Origin of the sequence: Halomonas sp. BDJS001 (assembly GCF_026104355.1) — a bacterium.
Lineage (GTDB): Bacteria > Pseudomonadota > Gammaproteobacteria > Pseudomonadales > Halomonadaceae > Vreelandella.
Genome location: NZ_CP110535.1, coordinates 3,978,184 through 3,993,078, shown reverse-complemented (window position 1 = coordinate 3,993,078; position 14,895 = coordinate 3,978,184). Strand labels below are relative to the sequence as shown.

Here is a 14,895-nt window from a genome sequence, read left to right as displayed (position 1 = left end):
GCGCTGTTCCGTGGGGCAGGTAGGCGTTGTTAGTACTCCTTTGCAGGCAAAATCCGCCCTGGGTTCATCAGACCCTTAGGGTCGAACAGCGCCTTAACGCCGCTGACCAGTTCTCGCTCAACAGGTGATAGCCGAGCCAGGTAGGGCGCCTGCTTGGCTCGGCCAATGCCGTGTTCAGCGCTGATGCTGCCATGGAAATCGTCAAGCACGTCAAACAGCCGCTCTTCCAGGTCGTGCAGATGAGCTTTCTTATCACTATCCGCCATTGCCGTGGACGGTAGAATGTTGAAGTGCAGATTGCCGTCACCCACATGGCCGTAGGCGATAATTTCGCACTCGGGTGACGCCGCCATGACCACTTCGCTGGCGCGGGTAACGAAGTCGGGAATTGCTGAGATAGGCACCGAGATATCGGTGCGCAGGTGCTCACCGCGCCGCCGCTGGCCTTCCAACATGCTTTCGCGGAACTGCCACAGCTGGGCGGATTGGGTGTCGCTGGAGGCCAGCGCGCCATCCAGCACTAGCTCGCGCTCCATGCCGGTTTCCAGCAGCTGTTCCAGCATCGAGCCTAAATCTACTGACCCCGTGGCCGCAACTTCCATCAGCACGTACCAGGGGTAGGCGCTCTCCATCGGGTCGCGCAGTTCAGGTGTGGCTTCAATAGCAAGCTCGATACAGCGGCGGGGAATCAGCTCAAAAGCGGTCAACAGATCGCAGCAGTCGCGGCGCGCCAAACCGTAGAGATCAATCACCGCCTGCACGGAAGGCAGGCCCAGCAGTGCGGTGCGGTTCTGGGTCGGGCGTGGTGAGAGCTTGAGCACCGCGCCAGTGACGATGCCCAGGGTGCCTTCGCTGCCTAGAAACAATTGTTGAAGGTCGTAGCCGCGGTTGTCCTTGTGCAACGCACTCAGGCTTTCCCAGATGCGCCCATCGGGCAGCACCACTTCAAGCCCCAGCACCAGCTCGCGCATCATGCCGTAGCGCAGTACGTTAAGCCCTCCCGCGTTGGTGGCAATATTGCCGCCAATCTGACAACTGCCTTGGGCGCCGAGGGAGAGCGGGAAGTCACAGTCATGATCAAAAGCTGCCAGCTTGACGTTCTCAAGGATGCAGCCCGCGTCTACGGTAATGGTGAAGTTCACCGGATCAATGGCGCGCACGCTGTTTAAACGCTCCAGGCTGATCACTAGTTCATGACCGTGAGAAGCGGGCAAGGCGCCTGCTACCAAACCGCTATGACCACCCTGGGGCGTCATGGCGACGCCTTGCTTATAGCAGCGCTTAACGACTTCGGCGACCTCCAAGGTACTGGCTGGACGGGCTACCGCTAGCGGCATGCCTAATGTATCGCCTGCCCAGTCGCTCACATAGCGGGCCATGGCCTCCGGCTCGCGCAGCAGACCGCGTTCGCCGAGCAGGCTGGTGAGTTCATCTAAAAAGGTAGTGGTGTCGGTCATTAACTCTCTTCCTGCCAGGCCGCACCCTCGGGGAAGCGGTGTTGGGCTTGGGACTCCGCATGCATGGCAATGCTGTAACCCGGCGCCTCAGGCACTTGATAGCGGCCACGTTTGATGACTACCGGGTCGATAAAGTGTTCGTGCAAGTGATCCACATACTCAAGCACGCGACCTTCAAGGCTGCCGGATACCGCGATATAGTCGAACAACGAGATATGCTGGGTGTATTCGCATAGCCCGACACCACCGCCGTGAGGGCAGATCGGTACGCCGAATTTTGCGGCCATAAGCACCACTAAAATAACTTCGTTGAGCCCACCCAAGCGTGCCGCATCGAGCTGACAATAGTCGATAGCATCGGCCTGGAAGAACTGCTTGAACATTACTTTGTTGTGACAGTGCTCGCCGGTGGCGACGCCGATAGGCGCAACCCTGTGGCGGATTTCTGCGTGGCCAAGAATATCGTCAGGGCTGGTGGGTTCTTCGATCCATAGCGGGTCGAATTCCGCCAGACGGCGCATTTTGGTGATGGTCTCGTCGACTTCCCATACCTGGTTGGCGTCCATCATCAGCACGTTGTCCCAGCCGATCTCTTCACGCAGCAGCGCCGCACGACGGGCATCCTCTTCGATGTTGCCGCCAATCTTCTGTTTAAAGTGAGTCCAGCCTTCGGCCAGCGCTTCCCGGGCCAGGCTGCGCACTTTCTCGTCGCTGTAACCCAGCCAACCCGCGGAGGTGGTGTAGGCAGGGTAGCCATCGCTGCGCATTTCGGCTTCACGGGCGGCTTTGCCAGAGGATTGGCGGCGCAGTAAACAGATCGCTTCTTCCGGGGTTAGCGCATCGGTGACAAAGCGGAAATCAAGGCAACGCACCAGCTCTTCTGGCGTCATATCCACCAGCAGTTTCCATACCGGCTTGCCTTCTTTTTTTGCCCACATATCCCACACGGCGTTAACGATGGCAGCGGTGGCTAGGTGAATCGCACCTTTATCGGGGCCAATCCAACGCAGCTGGCTGTCGCCAGTAATTTCCCGCCAGAAGGTACCCATATTGTCGGTCATTGAGGCAAGCGTTCGCCCTTCAATCAGCGGTGACAGCGACTGCAAGGCAGTAACGACAATCTCGTTGCCGCGACCAATGGTAAAGGTTAACCCATGCCCTTCAGGGCTGCCGTCATCGGTGTGCAGGATGACGTAGGCGGCGGAGTAATCCGGCGCGGCATTCATGGCATCCGAGCCATCCAGAGAACGCGAGGTAGGGAAACGAATATCCTGGATCTCGACGCGAGTGATGGTTGTCATTGTGCTCTCCTTGGCGTTGAGGGGGTGGCGTACTGATTGATAAGAGGAGTATTAGCGGCGTGCCAAGTGGCGCATCAGCTCGCGAATACCGTAGGTCCAGGGCGGTAGCTGATCGCTTCTGCCTACCTTATTGACCAGGGCGCCCAAGGCTGGGGTGGCGATCGTGACGCGGTCATTCATATGATGGGTGAAACCTTGGCCCTTACCGTCGCGATCCTGAATCGGCGAGAACATGGTGCCAAGAAACAGCATAAAACCATCCGGGTATTGATGGTGGTCGCCGATGGTTTGACTGACCAGATCCAGCGGGTCGCGACTGATTTCGCGCATATCGCTCTCGCCCTGGAGCAGAAAATCATCGTCTTCACCCTCAATACGCAGCGATACCTGACAGTTGCGGACGCTGTCTATATCGAAGTGGTCATCAAACAGGCGAATGAAGGGGCCAATAGAGCAGGAGGCGTTGTTATCTTTTGCCTTACCGAGCAGCAGCGCACTGCGCCCCTCAACGTCGCGCAGGTTGACGTCGTTACCTAGGGTCGCGCCACGCACCTGACCACGGCTATCGACGGCCAGGACAATTTCCGGCTCGGGGTTATTCCATTTTGATGACGGGTGCAAACCTACCGGGGTGCCAAAACCTACCGAGGAGAGCGGCTGGGCTTTGGTAAATACCTCCGCGTCGGGGCCGATGCCAACTTCCATATATTGCGACCAGCCGCCGCGGGCCTGTAGCGCTTTTTTTAGCGCCATCGCTTCTTCAGAACCCGGCTTAATCTTGGAAAGATCGCTGCCAATCAGTGACTGCAAGTCGTCACGCAGCTCGTCAGCTCGGGCAGGATCGCCCCCCGCTTGCTCCTCAATCACGCGCTCCATCAAGCTGACCGCAAAAGTAACGCCGCACGCTTTAACTGCCTGCACATCGCAAGGGGCGAGCAGGTAGGGCGCTTGCGCTGGAGACGACTGGGAATTAGCCAAGAGTGTTTCCAAACTGCCCAGCGGCTTACCTTCTGCGCGTTTGACTACTTCCAGCAGGTCGGCGCGTTCAAGCAGGTCGGCCATGGTCGGGCCAAACTCGGTGATGTCGATGACTTGGCCGTTGTGCACGGACACCAATGCAGGTCCAGCATGCGGACCATTCAGCCATACCCGGCCAACCAGCAGCGCGTTATCCAGGTCATTGGGAACGGCGTCAGTTAGGGAAAGTGGGTTCATGCGTGCCTCCTGTAGTAATAATGGGACAGTAATAATGGGACAGCCATAAGCGAGTCTTTAAAAATGGTGCGCGACTGGCGGTTGGTGCGCCATCGCCTATCCTGTTATGGATATCGTGTTGTATGACAGGTATGCCAGTTCATGCCTTACTCTAGCGCACCGCTCTATTTCGGGTCGATAGGTAAATCTGTCTAGATGAAGGCGACTTCACCGAGCACGGCGTTCAACAATAAAAGCAACAAGCATTAAGGAGAAACTTCATGTTAGGCGAGTGGAAAGGCAAGCGAGTATTGATTACCGGGGCTAGCCGCGGCATCGGCGCCGCCGTGGCTAAGCAGTTGGGCGCGTTAGGGGCCCACGTGGCGGTGCACTATCACAGCAGTGAAGCGCCCGCCGAAGCGGTGGCACAAGCTATTCGTGATGCAGGCGGCGACGCCTTTACCCTTAAAGCGGATGTCAGTCACACCAGTGAAACCCAACAGCTTGTTGACGGTGCTGCCGAGCGGTTAGGCGGTTTGGATCTGTTGATTAATAACGCTGGCGACATGATGAAGCGCGTTGGTTTAGACGATATGAGCGATGATCTTTTTGATCAGGTCATGGATCTCAATGTGCGCTCTGTGATCATGGCCAGCAGAGCGGCGCTGCCGCATTTTCGCCGCGCAGGGGGCGGGAATATTATTCACACTACCTCGATTGCCGCACGCAACGGTGGCGGGGGTGGAGCCGGTTTATACGCCTCTGCCAAGGGGTTTGTAAGTACGATAACCCGCAATATGGCCAAGGAGCTGGGGGGCGATAATGTTCGGGTTAATGCCGTGGCCCCCGGCACGATTGCAACCGATTTTCATGAACGCCACTCCAGTGAGGCTCATTTAGCCGCTGCTCGGGCGTCGATTCCCATGGGCCGTTTGGGTACGGCGGAAGAGTGCGTGGGTGCCTATGTGTTCCTGGGCACCGATGCACTTAGTGGCTATGTTAACGGCCAAATCATTGAGGTTAACGGCGGGCAGCTAATGCCATGACTATCTCAACATCCGAATCGAATCAGCGTTACGACATTGTAATTACCATGGGCGACCCCGCTGGCATCGGCCCGGAGATCATTTGCCGTGCGTTGAGCACGATGTCCGCCGCTGAGCGTGCCACGGCGATGGTGATCGGCGACCCAGCTATTTATCGTCGTGCGGTAGCAAGCGTCGGGGTTGAGCTAGACTTTGTGCCGCTGGAACAGATAAAGAGCGGTCAGGACAGTGTGGCCGTTGGGGTGGTCGAAGTCCCCGCAGGGGTAGAGATACCCGATGGTAAAATCAGCGCCGGGGCAGGTGATATGGCGTTTCGCTGCGTCCAGAAAGCCGTTGAACTGGTGCAGGCGGGGCGTGCGCAAGTGATTGTGACGGCGCCGCTAAATAAAGCGGCGTTGCACGAAGCCGGTCACTATTACGATGGCCACACCGGCATGCTCGCTTCGCTGACCGGTGCGCCCTCGTCGTTTATGCTGCTGGCTTCCGAGACACTCTCGACCCTGCATGTATCCACTCACGTATCGCTGCGCGACGCGATCGATAGAGTCACCCCAGAGCGCATCATTGCTACCGTGGAGGCGGGGCATGCGCACTTGAATGCGTTAGGCATGCAGGCGCCGCGTATCGCCGTGGCCGGGCTCAACCCGCACTGCGGCGAAGGGGGGATTTTCGGTGACGAGGATAGCCGATGCATAGCCCCCGCAGTGGAGCGTTTGCGTGAACAGGGTTTTGATGTGAGTGGGCCGTTCTCGGCTGATACGGTGTTTTACCGCGCGTCGAAAGGCGAGTTCGACTTGGTGATTGCCCAGTATCACGACCAGGGGCATATCCCCGTCAAGCTGATCGCCTTTGATACCACGGTGAACGTCAGCCTCGGCTTACCGCTTCAACGCACCTCGGTTGACCACGGCACCGCCTTCGATATTGCCTGGCAGGGCAAAGCTGATGCCACCAATATGGGCTCGGCGATTGCCTATGCCCGGCGACTAGCCAGAGGCGCCAAGGCATGAGTGGCTGCCGATTGGCGATTATTGCCGACGATCTATCCGGGGCGCTGGATACCGCGGCACCGTTTGCCGCGCGGGGTGGTGATGCCCGCGTGGTGATTAGTCTGGAGGCGTTAGCGGCGACGCTGGAAGCGTGGCAAGGCCAGTGGCCAGACGTAATCGCCGTGAACACTGAATCCCGTCATCTAAAGGCCGAGGAGGCGGCGCTTCGGGTGAGAGAGGCGGTTCGATTATTAACGCGCGCCACCCCAAAACAGTGGTTTAAAAAAGTCGACTCAACCCTGCGGGGGCAGGTAGTTGCAGAGTGCACGGCAGTGAGAGAAGCGCTTGGTCTCCCTTTATTGTTGGCGCCTGCGGTGCCGACGCAGGGAAGAACTGTGCGTGATGCTCAGGTGTGGGTAGATGGGATTCCTCTTGCAGACACTGCCTATCAACAGGATGCGCGATCGGCGCCGCTGGTTGGCCCCATTGATCAGGCCTTTGCCGCTCATGGAGTGCCGCTGAAGCGCCATCAGTCTGGGCGAGAAGCCCCCTTTCCAAGTGCTGACTGCATCGTCGATACCGAGAGCGACGAAGAGCTCTCAGCTCTCTATAACGAATTAATAGCTGCTGGCGAAAGCCGCGTGATGATAGGGGCGGCGGGGCTGGCCACGGCCATCGCTCAGCGCAGCTTTGGGCCTCTTGATGCGCAATTTCGTGCGCTGAGTAATGTTACCGCAGTGCTCTACGCCGTAGGCTCTAGAAGTCCTCGTGCTGCCGAACAGCTTGAGCAGCTGTGTCAACAGTGGCCTGACTTAGCCATTATAAAAGCGTGCAGAAGATCCGTTGGTGCTTCCTTGGCTACCCATGATTTACGTGCCTGCGTGGTAGTACCAGGCTGCAAGGAGAGCACTCTCACGGCGAGTGAGGTGGCGCAAGCAATGGCTGTTCAGGTAGCGAGTATTATCTCAACGCGGAACGCAGATGAGAGTCTGCTGTTTTTAACCGGTGGTGATATCGCCATGGCGGTGCTTAGTCAGCAGGGTGTGCATTATATCGTCGTTGAGGCTGAGTGGTCGCCGGGCGTAGCCCTGGGCTATTTGGATGGGGATCCTGCTCGCAGAGTGATGACTAAAGCGGGCGGCTTTGGCGACCCGCAGCTATTGGCGCGTTTACATCATCAGCTCGGTTCCAGACTTGAATCAACATAAGCACTACTAAAATCCCAAGCTGGATAGTTGCGCGATTGCAGGCGACCAACTAGGTTTGAAGCTGGTGGTATGATACGTATACAGCACTATGATCGGTTACGTTGGCGGCCACCGCTTAAATAATAACCAACAAATCACAATAAACAGCAGCACATCACAGTAACCAACAACAAATCTAATGGTTATGAGGAGTACACGATGAGCCATAAAAGCCCGCAACATCCCCGTATGTCCCACTTGCTAACTGCCACGCTGATCGCTGCTGGCATCGGTTTTGCAGGTGCCGTTCACGCTGCCGAAAACCTCCGCTTTGCGCATGTTTATGAAACCTCTGAGCCGTTCCACAAATGGGCGCTGTGGGCCGCCGATGAGATCGAAGAGCGTACCGACGGTCGCTATACCATGCAGGTGCACCCCGCCTCTTCGTTAGGCAAAGAGGAGGATATTAATGAAGGGCTTGAGTTAGGCACGGTGGACGTTATTTATACAGGCACCCAGTTTGCTGGCCGCGCCTATGGGCCCATTGGCATTGCCGGGGCCGCCTATATGTTCCGTGATTTCGATCACTGGCAGGCCTTTGCTGACAGCGACCTGTTCCAAGAGATTGCCCAGGGCTACCAGGATCAAACTGGCAATGTGCCGATGGCGCTCAACTATTACGGTGAGCGGCATGTGACTTCCAATGAGGCGATCAACGAGCCTGCGGATATGGAAGGGCTGAAAATACGCGTGCCCAACGCGCCGATGTACATGATGATGCCGGAAGCTGTCGGCGCCAATCCCACGCCAATTGCTTTTGATGAGGTCTACCTTGCCTTGCAACAAGGCGTGGTGGATGCCCAGGAAAACCCTCTGCCAACCATTCGTGCCAAGGCCTTCCATGAAGTGCAGGACTATATCAACCTAACCGGACATATTACCGACTCGCTAATCACTATTGTGGGTGGACCACGCTGGAACCAGCTCTCAGAGGAGGATCGTGAGATATTCCGCGAGGTTTTCCAGGAAGCCGCCGAGAACAACACCCAGGATATTCTTAAATCCGAGGAAGAGCTGGTGGCGTGGTTCGAGGAGCAGGGCAACACGGTTAACGAAGTGGATCGCGAACTCTTCCGTGAGGCGGTTATGCCAGCCCATAACGGCGATGCTGCCACCTGGGATGAGGAAACCTACGAACGCCTCCAGGCTATCGGCCAGTAATCCAACCCTTTGATAACACTCCGCTCCTTTGAGCGGAGTGTTTGGAGTGTTGTGCCATGAGTGACACACGAGAAGACGTCCCGCATGCCGTCGATCCAATGATCGATTTTGAATCCGCCTTTGATGACACCCCATTCAGGCTGAGTGATTACCGGATTGAGGATTGGGTGACCCTAATACTGTTCTGGGCGCTGATTTTAGTGGTCTTTGCCCAATTTTTTAGCCGCTACGTGCTGGGTGACTCAATCGGCTGGACGGAAGAAATCGCCCGCTACCTGCTTATAGGCGTGGGCTTTTTGGGCAGTGTCATGGCCGCCCGCAATGGCAGCCATATTATGGTGGAGTTCTTTTACCACTACATGCCAGCTTGGCAGGCGCTTTTGTTGGAACGCCTCGTTAATCTCGTAAGCCTTACCTTCTATATAGCGATGGCATGGGTGGCCTATCAACTGGCATCGCGCACCAATAGCTTGATGGTGTCTATCGATCTACCCAAAAGCATCATCTATTTCACCGTGTGTGCGGCATTTGTATTGATGGCGATGCGTACCGTTCAACGGCTCTATCTCAAGTATCAACACCGCAACGATGATGTTTAAAGAGTGCTTTTCACCCCGCCATTTTGATTAAGAGGCCTGCTATGTCTCGATTAACTGTGATGCGCTGGCAAAAGCCACTCGTGTCGCCGCTGCTGGCGGCCCTTGCGGTGCTTGGTTGCGTGATCTTGCCGCTGATGGGCTACCATCTTGCGTTTCTGTTTTTCGCGCTGTTTACCATGCTGGTGCTCGGCGTGCCCATCGCTATTAGTCTGGCGGGCGCCTGCTTGATGTTTGTGCTGATCACCGGACAAGTGCCCAATATTGTGGTTGCCCACCGCATGATTAATGGCATCGACAGCTTTCCGTTGCTGGCGATTCCCTTTTTTATTTTTGCCGGTAGTTTGATGAATAACGGCGGGATTACCGAGCGCATTTTCAATTTTGCCAAGGCGTTAATGGGATGGATGCGTGGCGGGCTTGGACACGTCAACGTTGGCGCCAGCATCGTATTCTCCGGGATGTCCGGGGCGGCGGTAGCGGATGCCGGTGGTCTTGGCATGATCGAAGTAAAAGCCATGAAAGACGCCGGTTACGATGAAGAGTTTGCGGTAGGCATTACCGCCGCGTCATCAACTATCGGGCCAATTATTCCGCCTAGTCTGCCGATGGTGATTTACGGCGTGATGGCTTCCGCCTCGGTAGGCCAGCTGTTCGCAGCGGGGCTGGTTCCTGGGCTGCTCATGGGCGCCATGCTGATGCTGATGATCTTTATTATCTCGCGTCGGCGTGGCTATCAGCGCGATGCGGTGTTCTCGATGCGGGTGTTGGGTCATACCTTCAAGCGGGCTTTCTTATCGCTAATGACGCCGGTCATTATCGTTGGTGGTATTATCACTGGTGCTTTTACGCCCACCGAGGCCGCGGTGGCCGCGGTGTTCTACGCGCTGCTACTGGGTGTGGTGGTTTATCGCACGCTGACTTGGCGCAAGCTTTTGAAAGTCAGCATGGAAACCATCGAGACCACCGCGGTTATCCTGTTTATTGTCTCTTCGGCGTCGATCTTTGCCTGGATACTCACCAGTAATCAGGTCACTCAGAACGTGATTGCCCTAATGGGCCCCTTTGCCGACAGCAAGCTGGCGGTGCTGATGATGGCAAACATCGTGCTGATTATCGTTGGCTGCTTTATGGAAACCATTGCGGCAATCACCATTTTGGTTCCGGTGCTGCTACCCATGGCGGTTGCGGTTGGCGTAGACCCGGTTCATTTCGGGGTGATTATGGTGCTCAACCTGATGATTGGGTTGCTGACCCCGCCGGTGGGCATGGTGCTCTACGTGCTCTCTCGGGTCTCCAATGTCAGCTTTGAGCGCTGCATGCGCGGCACCATGCCCTTCCTTATTCCCTTGGTGGTCTGCCTGCTATTGGTGACCTTTATTCCGGCGATCTCTATGTGGCTACCCACACTGATTTATCGTTAAGCACTGTCGAGAACAGTTTAATATTAAGACCAGGAGTACGTGGCCCATGACTGATCCGTTGCCAGAGTTTCGCGTCGCGCGAGAAGACCTTCATCGCTTTATGCAAGCAGCACTTGCGGCTGCGGGAGCCGATCAGGCATCGGCAGAGGCCGTAACCCGCGCCCTGGTCACGGCCTCGCGGATGGGCACCGACAGCCACGGCTTGCGGCTGCTGCCCCACTATTTGCAGGCGCTTAAAGGTGGGCGCGTTAATGGCTCGCCTAACATGCAGTTTCACCAGCGCTTGGCCGCAACGGGGTGTTTAGACGCGGACGATGGGCTAGGCCACCTAGCGGGTTATACCGCGATGGAACACGCCATGGAAATGGCGGCAGATGTGGGCATGGGGGCTGTCGCTGTAGGTAACTCTTCTCACTTTGGTGCAGCAGGCTGCTATGCCTTAGCGGCGGCTGAACGCGGTTATCTGGGAATGGCGTTTTGTAACTCTGACCCTTTCGTGCTGCTGCATGACGGCGCCAAGCCCTTCCACGGCACCAACCCCATCGCCTTTGCAGCACCCGTGGCGGGTGAGGCGCCTTATCTGCTGGATATGGCCACCAGTTCGGTACCCTGGAACCGTGTACAGCAGTACGGCGCCATTGGTCGTGAACTGCCGGATCAGGTAGCCGCCGATGCCACCGGAAAAGTAAGCCGTGACCCAAGCAAGATCGCCGCACTGCTGCCGTTAGGCGGCAGTGCCTTCGGTTTTAAAGGCGCCGGGCTGGCTGGCATGGTGGAGATCCTAAGCTCAATGCTATCGGGTATGCAGCACGGCTTTCAACTGCTCCCCATGGGCGGGCCTGATATGGCCACGCCGCGTGGAGTAGGGCATTTTTTCCTGGCCATGAACCCCGATGCGTTTGTAGACGAAGGTACTTTCGCGCGCGGGTTAGCTGAGTACTTGGCCGACCTGCGTGCCCAGCCTGCCGCTGAGGGGGCAGAGGTGCTAGCTCCAGGGGATCGCGAATGGCGCTGCCAGAGCAAACGCGATGCCGAAGGCATTCCGCTAGATTCCGCCAATCAGTTAGCCTATGCCGAAATTGCTAAACAGTACTCAATAGCGCCGCTTACTCAACTCTGTTGAAAGCCGGTTTGAAGGATAATGCCTAAAAATGCAGTAAAATGGCGGAAAATTCCAGGTTAACCAGGGGTGACTGCCTATGAGCAGATACCGGATCGAGCGGAAAACGCTGTCCGAACAGGTCGCTGAGCAGCTCGAGGCGGAGATCCTCGAAGGGCGGCTAAGTGAAAATGATCAACTGCCTTCAGAGAGGGAGTTGATGGAGCAGTTTGGTGTTGGCAGGCCAGCGGTGCGCGAAGCGCTGTTCCATCTTCAGCAACTTGGGCTAATTGCCATCAATAGCGGCACCCGTGCCAGGGTGATTCGCCCCACTGCCGAGGCGGTGATGGCGAGGCTCTCCGGGGTGACCCGGCAACTGCTTTCCAAGCCCGATGGCCAGCAATACTTTCAAGAAGCGCGGGCCATGTTTGAAATTTCATTGGCGCGCTATGCCGCGCGTAACGCCAGTGAGGAAGATTTGGCCAGATTGCGCGATGCGTTGGCCGATAATCGCGATGCGATTGGAGACGAAGCGCGCTTTAAACGCTCTGACAATGATTTCCATGGGGTGCTGGCAAGCATTGGCCGCAACCCCATTTTTGATGCCATGCATTTGGCGCTATCGGAATGGCTGGACGACCGACGTGCCCAGGTGTTGCAACAAAAGGACGAGGATAAAGCTGCCACCGCCGCGCATACCGAAATCATTGAGGCCATTGAGTCCCGTGACCCAGACGCAGCCGAAGCGGCGATGCGACGCCACCTCGACCGCCACTATGGCACCTACATGCAGCTCAAGAAGCGCCTCGCGCCTGATTGATCCGGCTTTTTTTGCTGCTAGAGAGACACGCCTCGCTTCCAGGGAATAAAGTCGTACTGAGCAAGCGACACTGCACGTGGCCGGTAGCGTCCAGAGGCTGTCTCGATGCACAGCTCAAGCAGACGATCGGCTAATTCGCCGATCACCACCTCGCCGCGAATGATCGGCCCAGCATCAAAGTCGATGACGTCGCTCATACGGGTGGCAAGTGCTGTGTTGCTGGCGATTTTGAGCACCGGCGTTACCGGGTTGCCGGTTGGCGTGCCAAGCCCCGTGGTGAACATGATCAGGTTGGCGCCGGAACCGGCCAACGCAGTGGTTGATTCCACGTCATTGCCCGGCGTACACAGCAGACTAAGGCCCGCGCGTGTTTGTGGTTCCGTGTAGTCGAGCACGTCGACCACCGGGCTGTCACCGCCTTTCTTGGCCGCGCCAGCGGATTTCATGGCATCGGTGATCAGGCCGTCACGGATATTGCCCGGTGATGGGTTCATTGAGAAATCGGCGCCGACCAAGGCCGCATGACGCTGATAAGCTGCCATCAATTCGCTAAACCGCTCAGCCACTGAATCATCACTGCAGCGGGCGATTAGTTCGTGCTCTACGCCACACAGTTCCGGGAACTCACTGAGAATGCCGCTGCCGCCCAGCGCCACTAAGCGGTCGATGACCGCACCGACCAGCGGGTTGGCGGACAGCCCGGAAAAACCATCCGAGCCGCCGCACTCCACGCCGATGCTGAGTTTTGACAGCGGCGCCGGGGTGCGTTCTACCTGATTGGCGGTGGCTAAGCCATCAAAAATGGTGGTCAGCGATTCGCGTATCAGTGCGGTTTCACTCTGACTGGCTTGCTGCTCAAGGTAGTGTACCGGGCGCAGGCCTTGGGGATCGCGGGCCTGAACCGCCGCTTTGATCATATCGATCTGCGCCTTCTGGCAACCAAGGCTGAGCACCGTAGCGCCGGCCACGTTGGGGTGGCAGATATAACCGGCAAGTAACTGGCAAAGTGCCTGGGCGTCGCTATCCGTGCCGCCGCAGCCGAGTGTGTGGGTCAGAAAGCGTACCCCATCGACATTGGGAAACAGTCGTTCGCGGGGCGGTGGAGTGCGTTCTCCCGAACTGCCATGCAGCAACTCCCGGGCCAACTGCTTATACTCACGGAAAGGGTCTTCACCCAGCGCATCGGCGACGCACTGGCGTAACACCTCAATATTGCGGTTCTCGCAGAATACCAGCGGAACGACCAGCCATACGTTGGCGGTACCGACCTTCCCATCCGGGCGGTGGTAGCCATCGAAGGTGGCACCCTGAAAATGTGCGACGTCAGGCGCCTGCCATCTACCGCGCTTGGCCTGAGGAGTCGAACTGGCGGTGCTGTGTTCGACGTTCTCGGTGGTAACGGCCGCCCCCTGGGCGATGGGGCGGGTGGCGCGTCCCACGGTGACGCCATACATGATCACAGTGTCGCCGGGCTCAAGGGCCGTCAGTGTGAACTTGTGCTTATGGCGGATCGCCTCGGTGAGCGTGATGCGCTGGCCGCTGTCGGTGACATCAGTGCCAGCGGGCAAATCCTTCAGAGCAACGCGAACATTGTCTGCGGCATGCACACGTAGGGTGTCCAGCTGGCCGCTGTCACTGGCAATGGTCTGGCTCATGGCAAGGCTCCAGTGGTGGGTTAGCGAGGTTTCTCCGCCTTTTGAATCAGCGCTGCTGATCAGCTACGACGGTCTGGTGCTGCTCACCGAGCCCTTGGATACCCAGGCGCATGCGCTGGCCGGGTTTTAGGTAAACCGGCGGCTGTTGGCCCATACCGACACCGGGCGGCGTGCCGGTGGAGATCACATCGCCCGGCTGGAGGCTCATAAAACGGCTTAAGTAGCTGATCAGAAAAGGAATCTGGTAGACCATGGTGCGGGTGTTGCCATCCTGGTAGCGCTTACCATCCACCTCAAGCCACATATCGAGCTGATGAGGGTCTGCCACCTCGTCGGGGGTGACTAGCCACGGGCCCAGGGGGCCGAAGGTATCGCAGCCCTTGCCTTTATCCCAGGTGCCGCTGCGTTCGAGCTGAAAGGCGCGTTCGGAAACATCGTTGACCACGCAAAAACCGGCGACGTGTTGCATAGCATCGGCTTCGTCGATGTAGCGTCCGGCTTTACCGATCACCACGCCAAGCTCGACTTCCCAATCGGTTTTCTCAGAATCGCGGGGAATGATCACCTCGTCATTCGGGCCGCAGATGGCGCTGGTCCATTTATTGAAGATCACCGGCTCCGGGGGAACCTGAGCGCCGGTTTCGGCCGCATGATCCGAGTAATTCAAGCCAATGCAGATAAACTTGCCCACACCCGCAACGCAGGGGCCAATGCGCGTATCGGCGGTTATCTCAGGCAGCCTGGTGGCATCCAGTGCAGCAAGGCCTTCGAGGGTGCGGCGATCGAGAGACTCGCCAGACAGGTCGGTGATATGGGCCGACAGGTCGCGGATTACCCCATGGTCATCCAGCAGGCCGGGCTTTTCATGGCCGCGCGGGCCGAAGCGTAATAGTTTCATTGGTCGGT

The 14,895-nt window shown here is 57.5% G+C and carries 13 protein-coding genes; 8 read left to right on the top strand and 5 right to left on the bottom strand.

All coding sequences use genetic code 11. From position 1 onward, the window contains the following. Positions 1-29: 29 nt before the first annotated feature. From OM794_RS18550 to OM794_RS18540, 3 genes are read right to left on the bottom strand one after another with little or no spacing between them, the layout of a single operon-like run. Complete coding sequence (locus tag OM794_RS18550) at positions 30-1,457, bottom strand: FAD-binding oxidoreductase (protein ID WP_226246964.1); 1,428 nt, start codon at positions 1,455-1,457, stop codon at positions 30-32. Continuing rightward, positions 1,457-2,758, bottom strand: coding sequence for an L-fuconate dehydratase (locus OM794_RS18545; protein ID WP_226246965.1), 1,302 nt, complete (start codon positions 2,756-2,758; stop codon positions 1,457-1,459). Before OM794_RS18545 ends, OM794_RS18550 begins: the two co-directional genes overlap by 1 nt. Before the next feature lie 51 nt (positions 2,759-2,809). Continuing rightward, on the bottom strand, positions 2,810-3,973 hold the full coding sequence (locus OM794_RS18540; protein ID WP_226246966.1) for a fumarylacetoacetate hydrolase family protein: 1,164 nt from the start codon (positions 3,971-3,973) through the stop codon (positions 2,810-2,812). 260 nt (positions 3,974-4,233) lie between these two features. On the opposite strand from OM794_RS18540, the gene OM794_RS18535 reads away from it, so the two are divergent. The 8 genes from OM794_RS18535 (at position 4,234) to nanR (ending at position 12,334) form a co-directional block, all read left to right on the top strand. Then, entirely contained in the window at positions 4,234-4,998 is a 765-nt protein-coding gene (locus OM794_RS18535; RefSeq protein ID WP_226246967.1) for an SDR family NAD(P)-dependent oxidoreductase, read from the top strand. Then, a complete protein-coding gene (gene pdxA / locus OM794_RS18530; protein WP_226246968.1) occupies positions 4,995-6,008 on the top strand; it encodes a 4-hydroxythreonine-4-phosphate dehydrogenase PdxA in 1,014 nt (337 codons plus the stop codon). Before OM794_RS18535 ends, pdxA begins: the two co-directional genes overlap by 4 nt. Then, positions 6,005-7,195, top strand: coding sequence for a four-carbon acid sugar kinase family protein (locus OM794_RS18525; RefSeq protein ID WP_226246969.1), 1,191 nt, complete (start codon positions 6,005-6,007; stop codon positions 7,193-7,195). Before pdxA ends, OM794_RS18525 begins: the two co-directional genes overlap by 4 nt. A 198-nt stretch (positions 7,196-7,393) precedes the next feature. After that, on the top strand, positions 7,394-8,395 hold the full coding sequence (locus tag OM794_RS18520; protein ID WP_226246970.1) for a sialic acid TRAP transporter substrate-binding protein SiaP: 1,002 nt from the start codon (positions 7,394-7,396) through the stop codon (positions 8,393-8,395). 56 nt (positions 8,396-8,451) lie between these two features. Further along, complete coding sequence (locus tag OM794_RS18515; protein WP_226246971.1) at positions 8,452-8,994, top strand: TRAP transporter small permease; 543 nt, start codon at positions 8,452-8,454, stop codon at positions 8,992-8,994. Between the two features lie 41 nt (positions 8,995-9,035). Next, a complete protein-coding gene (locus OM794_RS18510) occupies positions 9,036-10,415 on the top strand; it encodes a TRAP transporter large permease (protein ID WP_226246972.1) in 1,380 nt (459 codons plus the stop codon). Positions 10,416-10,461: 46 nt separating this feature from the next. Continuing rightward, positions 10,462-11,538 (top strand): Ldh family oxidoreductase, encoded by a 1,077-nt coding sequence (locus tag OM794_RS18505; protein WP_226246973.1) that lies wholly within the window; start codon positions 10,462-10,464, stop codon positions 11,536-11,538. A gap of 76 nt (positions 11,539-11,614) precedes the next feature. Continuing rightward, the gene (gene nanR, locus OM794_RS18500; protein WP_035580639.1) at positions 11,615-12,334 is read left to right on the top strand and encodes a transcriptional regulator NanR; all 720 of its coding nucleotides are present in this window, start codon (positions 11,615-11,617) and stop codon (positions 12,332-12,334) included. 17 nt (positions 12,335-12,351) lie between these two features. Here the strand turns inward: nanR and OM794_RS18495 are convergent, their stop codons facing one another. Next, complete coding sequence (locus OM794_RS18495; protein WP_226246974.1) at positions 12,352-13,989, bottom strand: UxaA family hydrolase; 1,638 nt, start codon at positions 13,987-13,989, stop codon at positions 12,352-12,354. Between the two features lie 46 nt (positions 13,990-14,035). Then, positions 14,036-14,887, bottom strand: a complete 852-nt coding sequence (locus OM794_RS18490; RefSeq protein WP_226246975.1) for a fumarylacetoacetate hydrolase family protein — start codon at positions 14,885-14,887, stop codon at positions 14,036-14,038. Positions 14,888-14,895: the final 8 nt, after the last annotated feature.

Excerpts from the sequence above, each read along its gene's own strand:
- OM794_RS18550 (WP_226246964.1), bottom strand. The coding sequence starts at position 1,457 with ATGACCGACACCACTACCTTTTTAGATGAACTCACCAGCCTGCTCGGC.
- OM794_RS18545 (WP_226246965.1), bottom strand. The coding sequence starts at position 2,758 with ATGACAACCATCACTCGCGTCGAGATCCAGGATATTCGTTTCCCTACC.
- OM794_RS18540 (WP_226246966.1), bottom strand. The coding sequence starts at position 3,973 with ATGAACCCACTTTCCCTAACTGACGCCGTTCCCAATGACCTGGATAAC.
- OM794_RS18535 (WP_226246967.1), top strand. The coding sequence starts at position 4,234 with ATGTTAGGCGAGTGGAAAGGCAAGCGAGTATTGATTACCGGGGCTAGC.
- pdxA (WP_226246968.1), top strand. The coding sequence starts at position 4,995 with ATGACTATCTCAACATCCGAATCGAATCAGCGTTACGACATTGTAATT.
- OM794_RS18525 (WP_226246969.1), top strand. The coding sequence starts at position 6,005 with ATGAGTGGCTGCCGATTGGCGATTATTGCCGACGATCTATCCGGGGCG.
- OM794_RS18520 (WP_226246970.1), top strand. The coding sequence starts at position 7,394 with ATGAGCCATAAAAGCCCGCAACATCCCCGTATGTCCCACTTGCTAACT.
- OM794_RS18515 (WP_226246971.1), top strand. The coding sequence starts at position 8,452 with ATGAGTGACACACGAGAAGACGTCCCGCATGCCGTCGATCCAATGATC.
- OM794_RS18510 (WP_226246972.1), top strand. The coding sequence starts at position 9,036 with ATGTCTCGATTAACTGTGATGCGCTGGCAAAAGCCACTCGTGTCGCCG.
- OM794_RS18505 (WP_226246973.1), top strand. The coding sequence starts at position 10,462 with ATGACTGATCCGTTGCCAGAGTTTCGCGTCGCGCGAGAAGACCTTCAT.
- nanR (WP_035580639.1), top strand. The coding sequence starts at position 11,615 with ATGAGCAGATACCGGATCGAGCGGAAAACGCTGTCCGAACAGGTCGCT.
- OM794_RS18495 (WP_226246974.1), bottom strand. The coding sequence starts at position 13,989 with ATGAGCCAGACCATTGCCAGTGACAGCGGCCAGCTGGACACCCTACGT.
- OM794_RS18490 (WP_226246975.1), bottom strand. The coding sequence starts at position 14,887 with ATGAAACTATTACGCTTCGGCCCGCGCGGCCATGAAAAGCCCGGCCTG.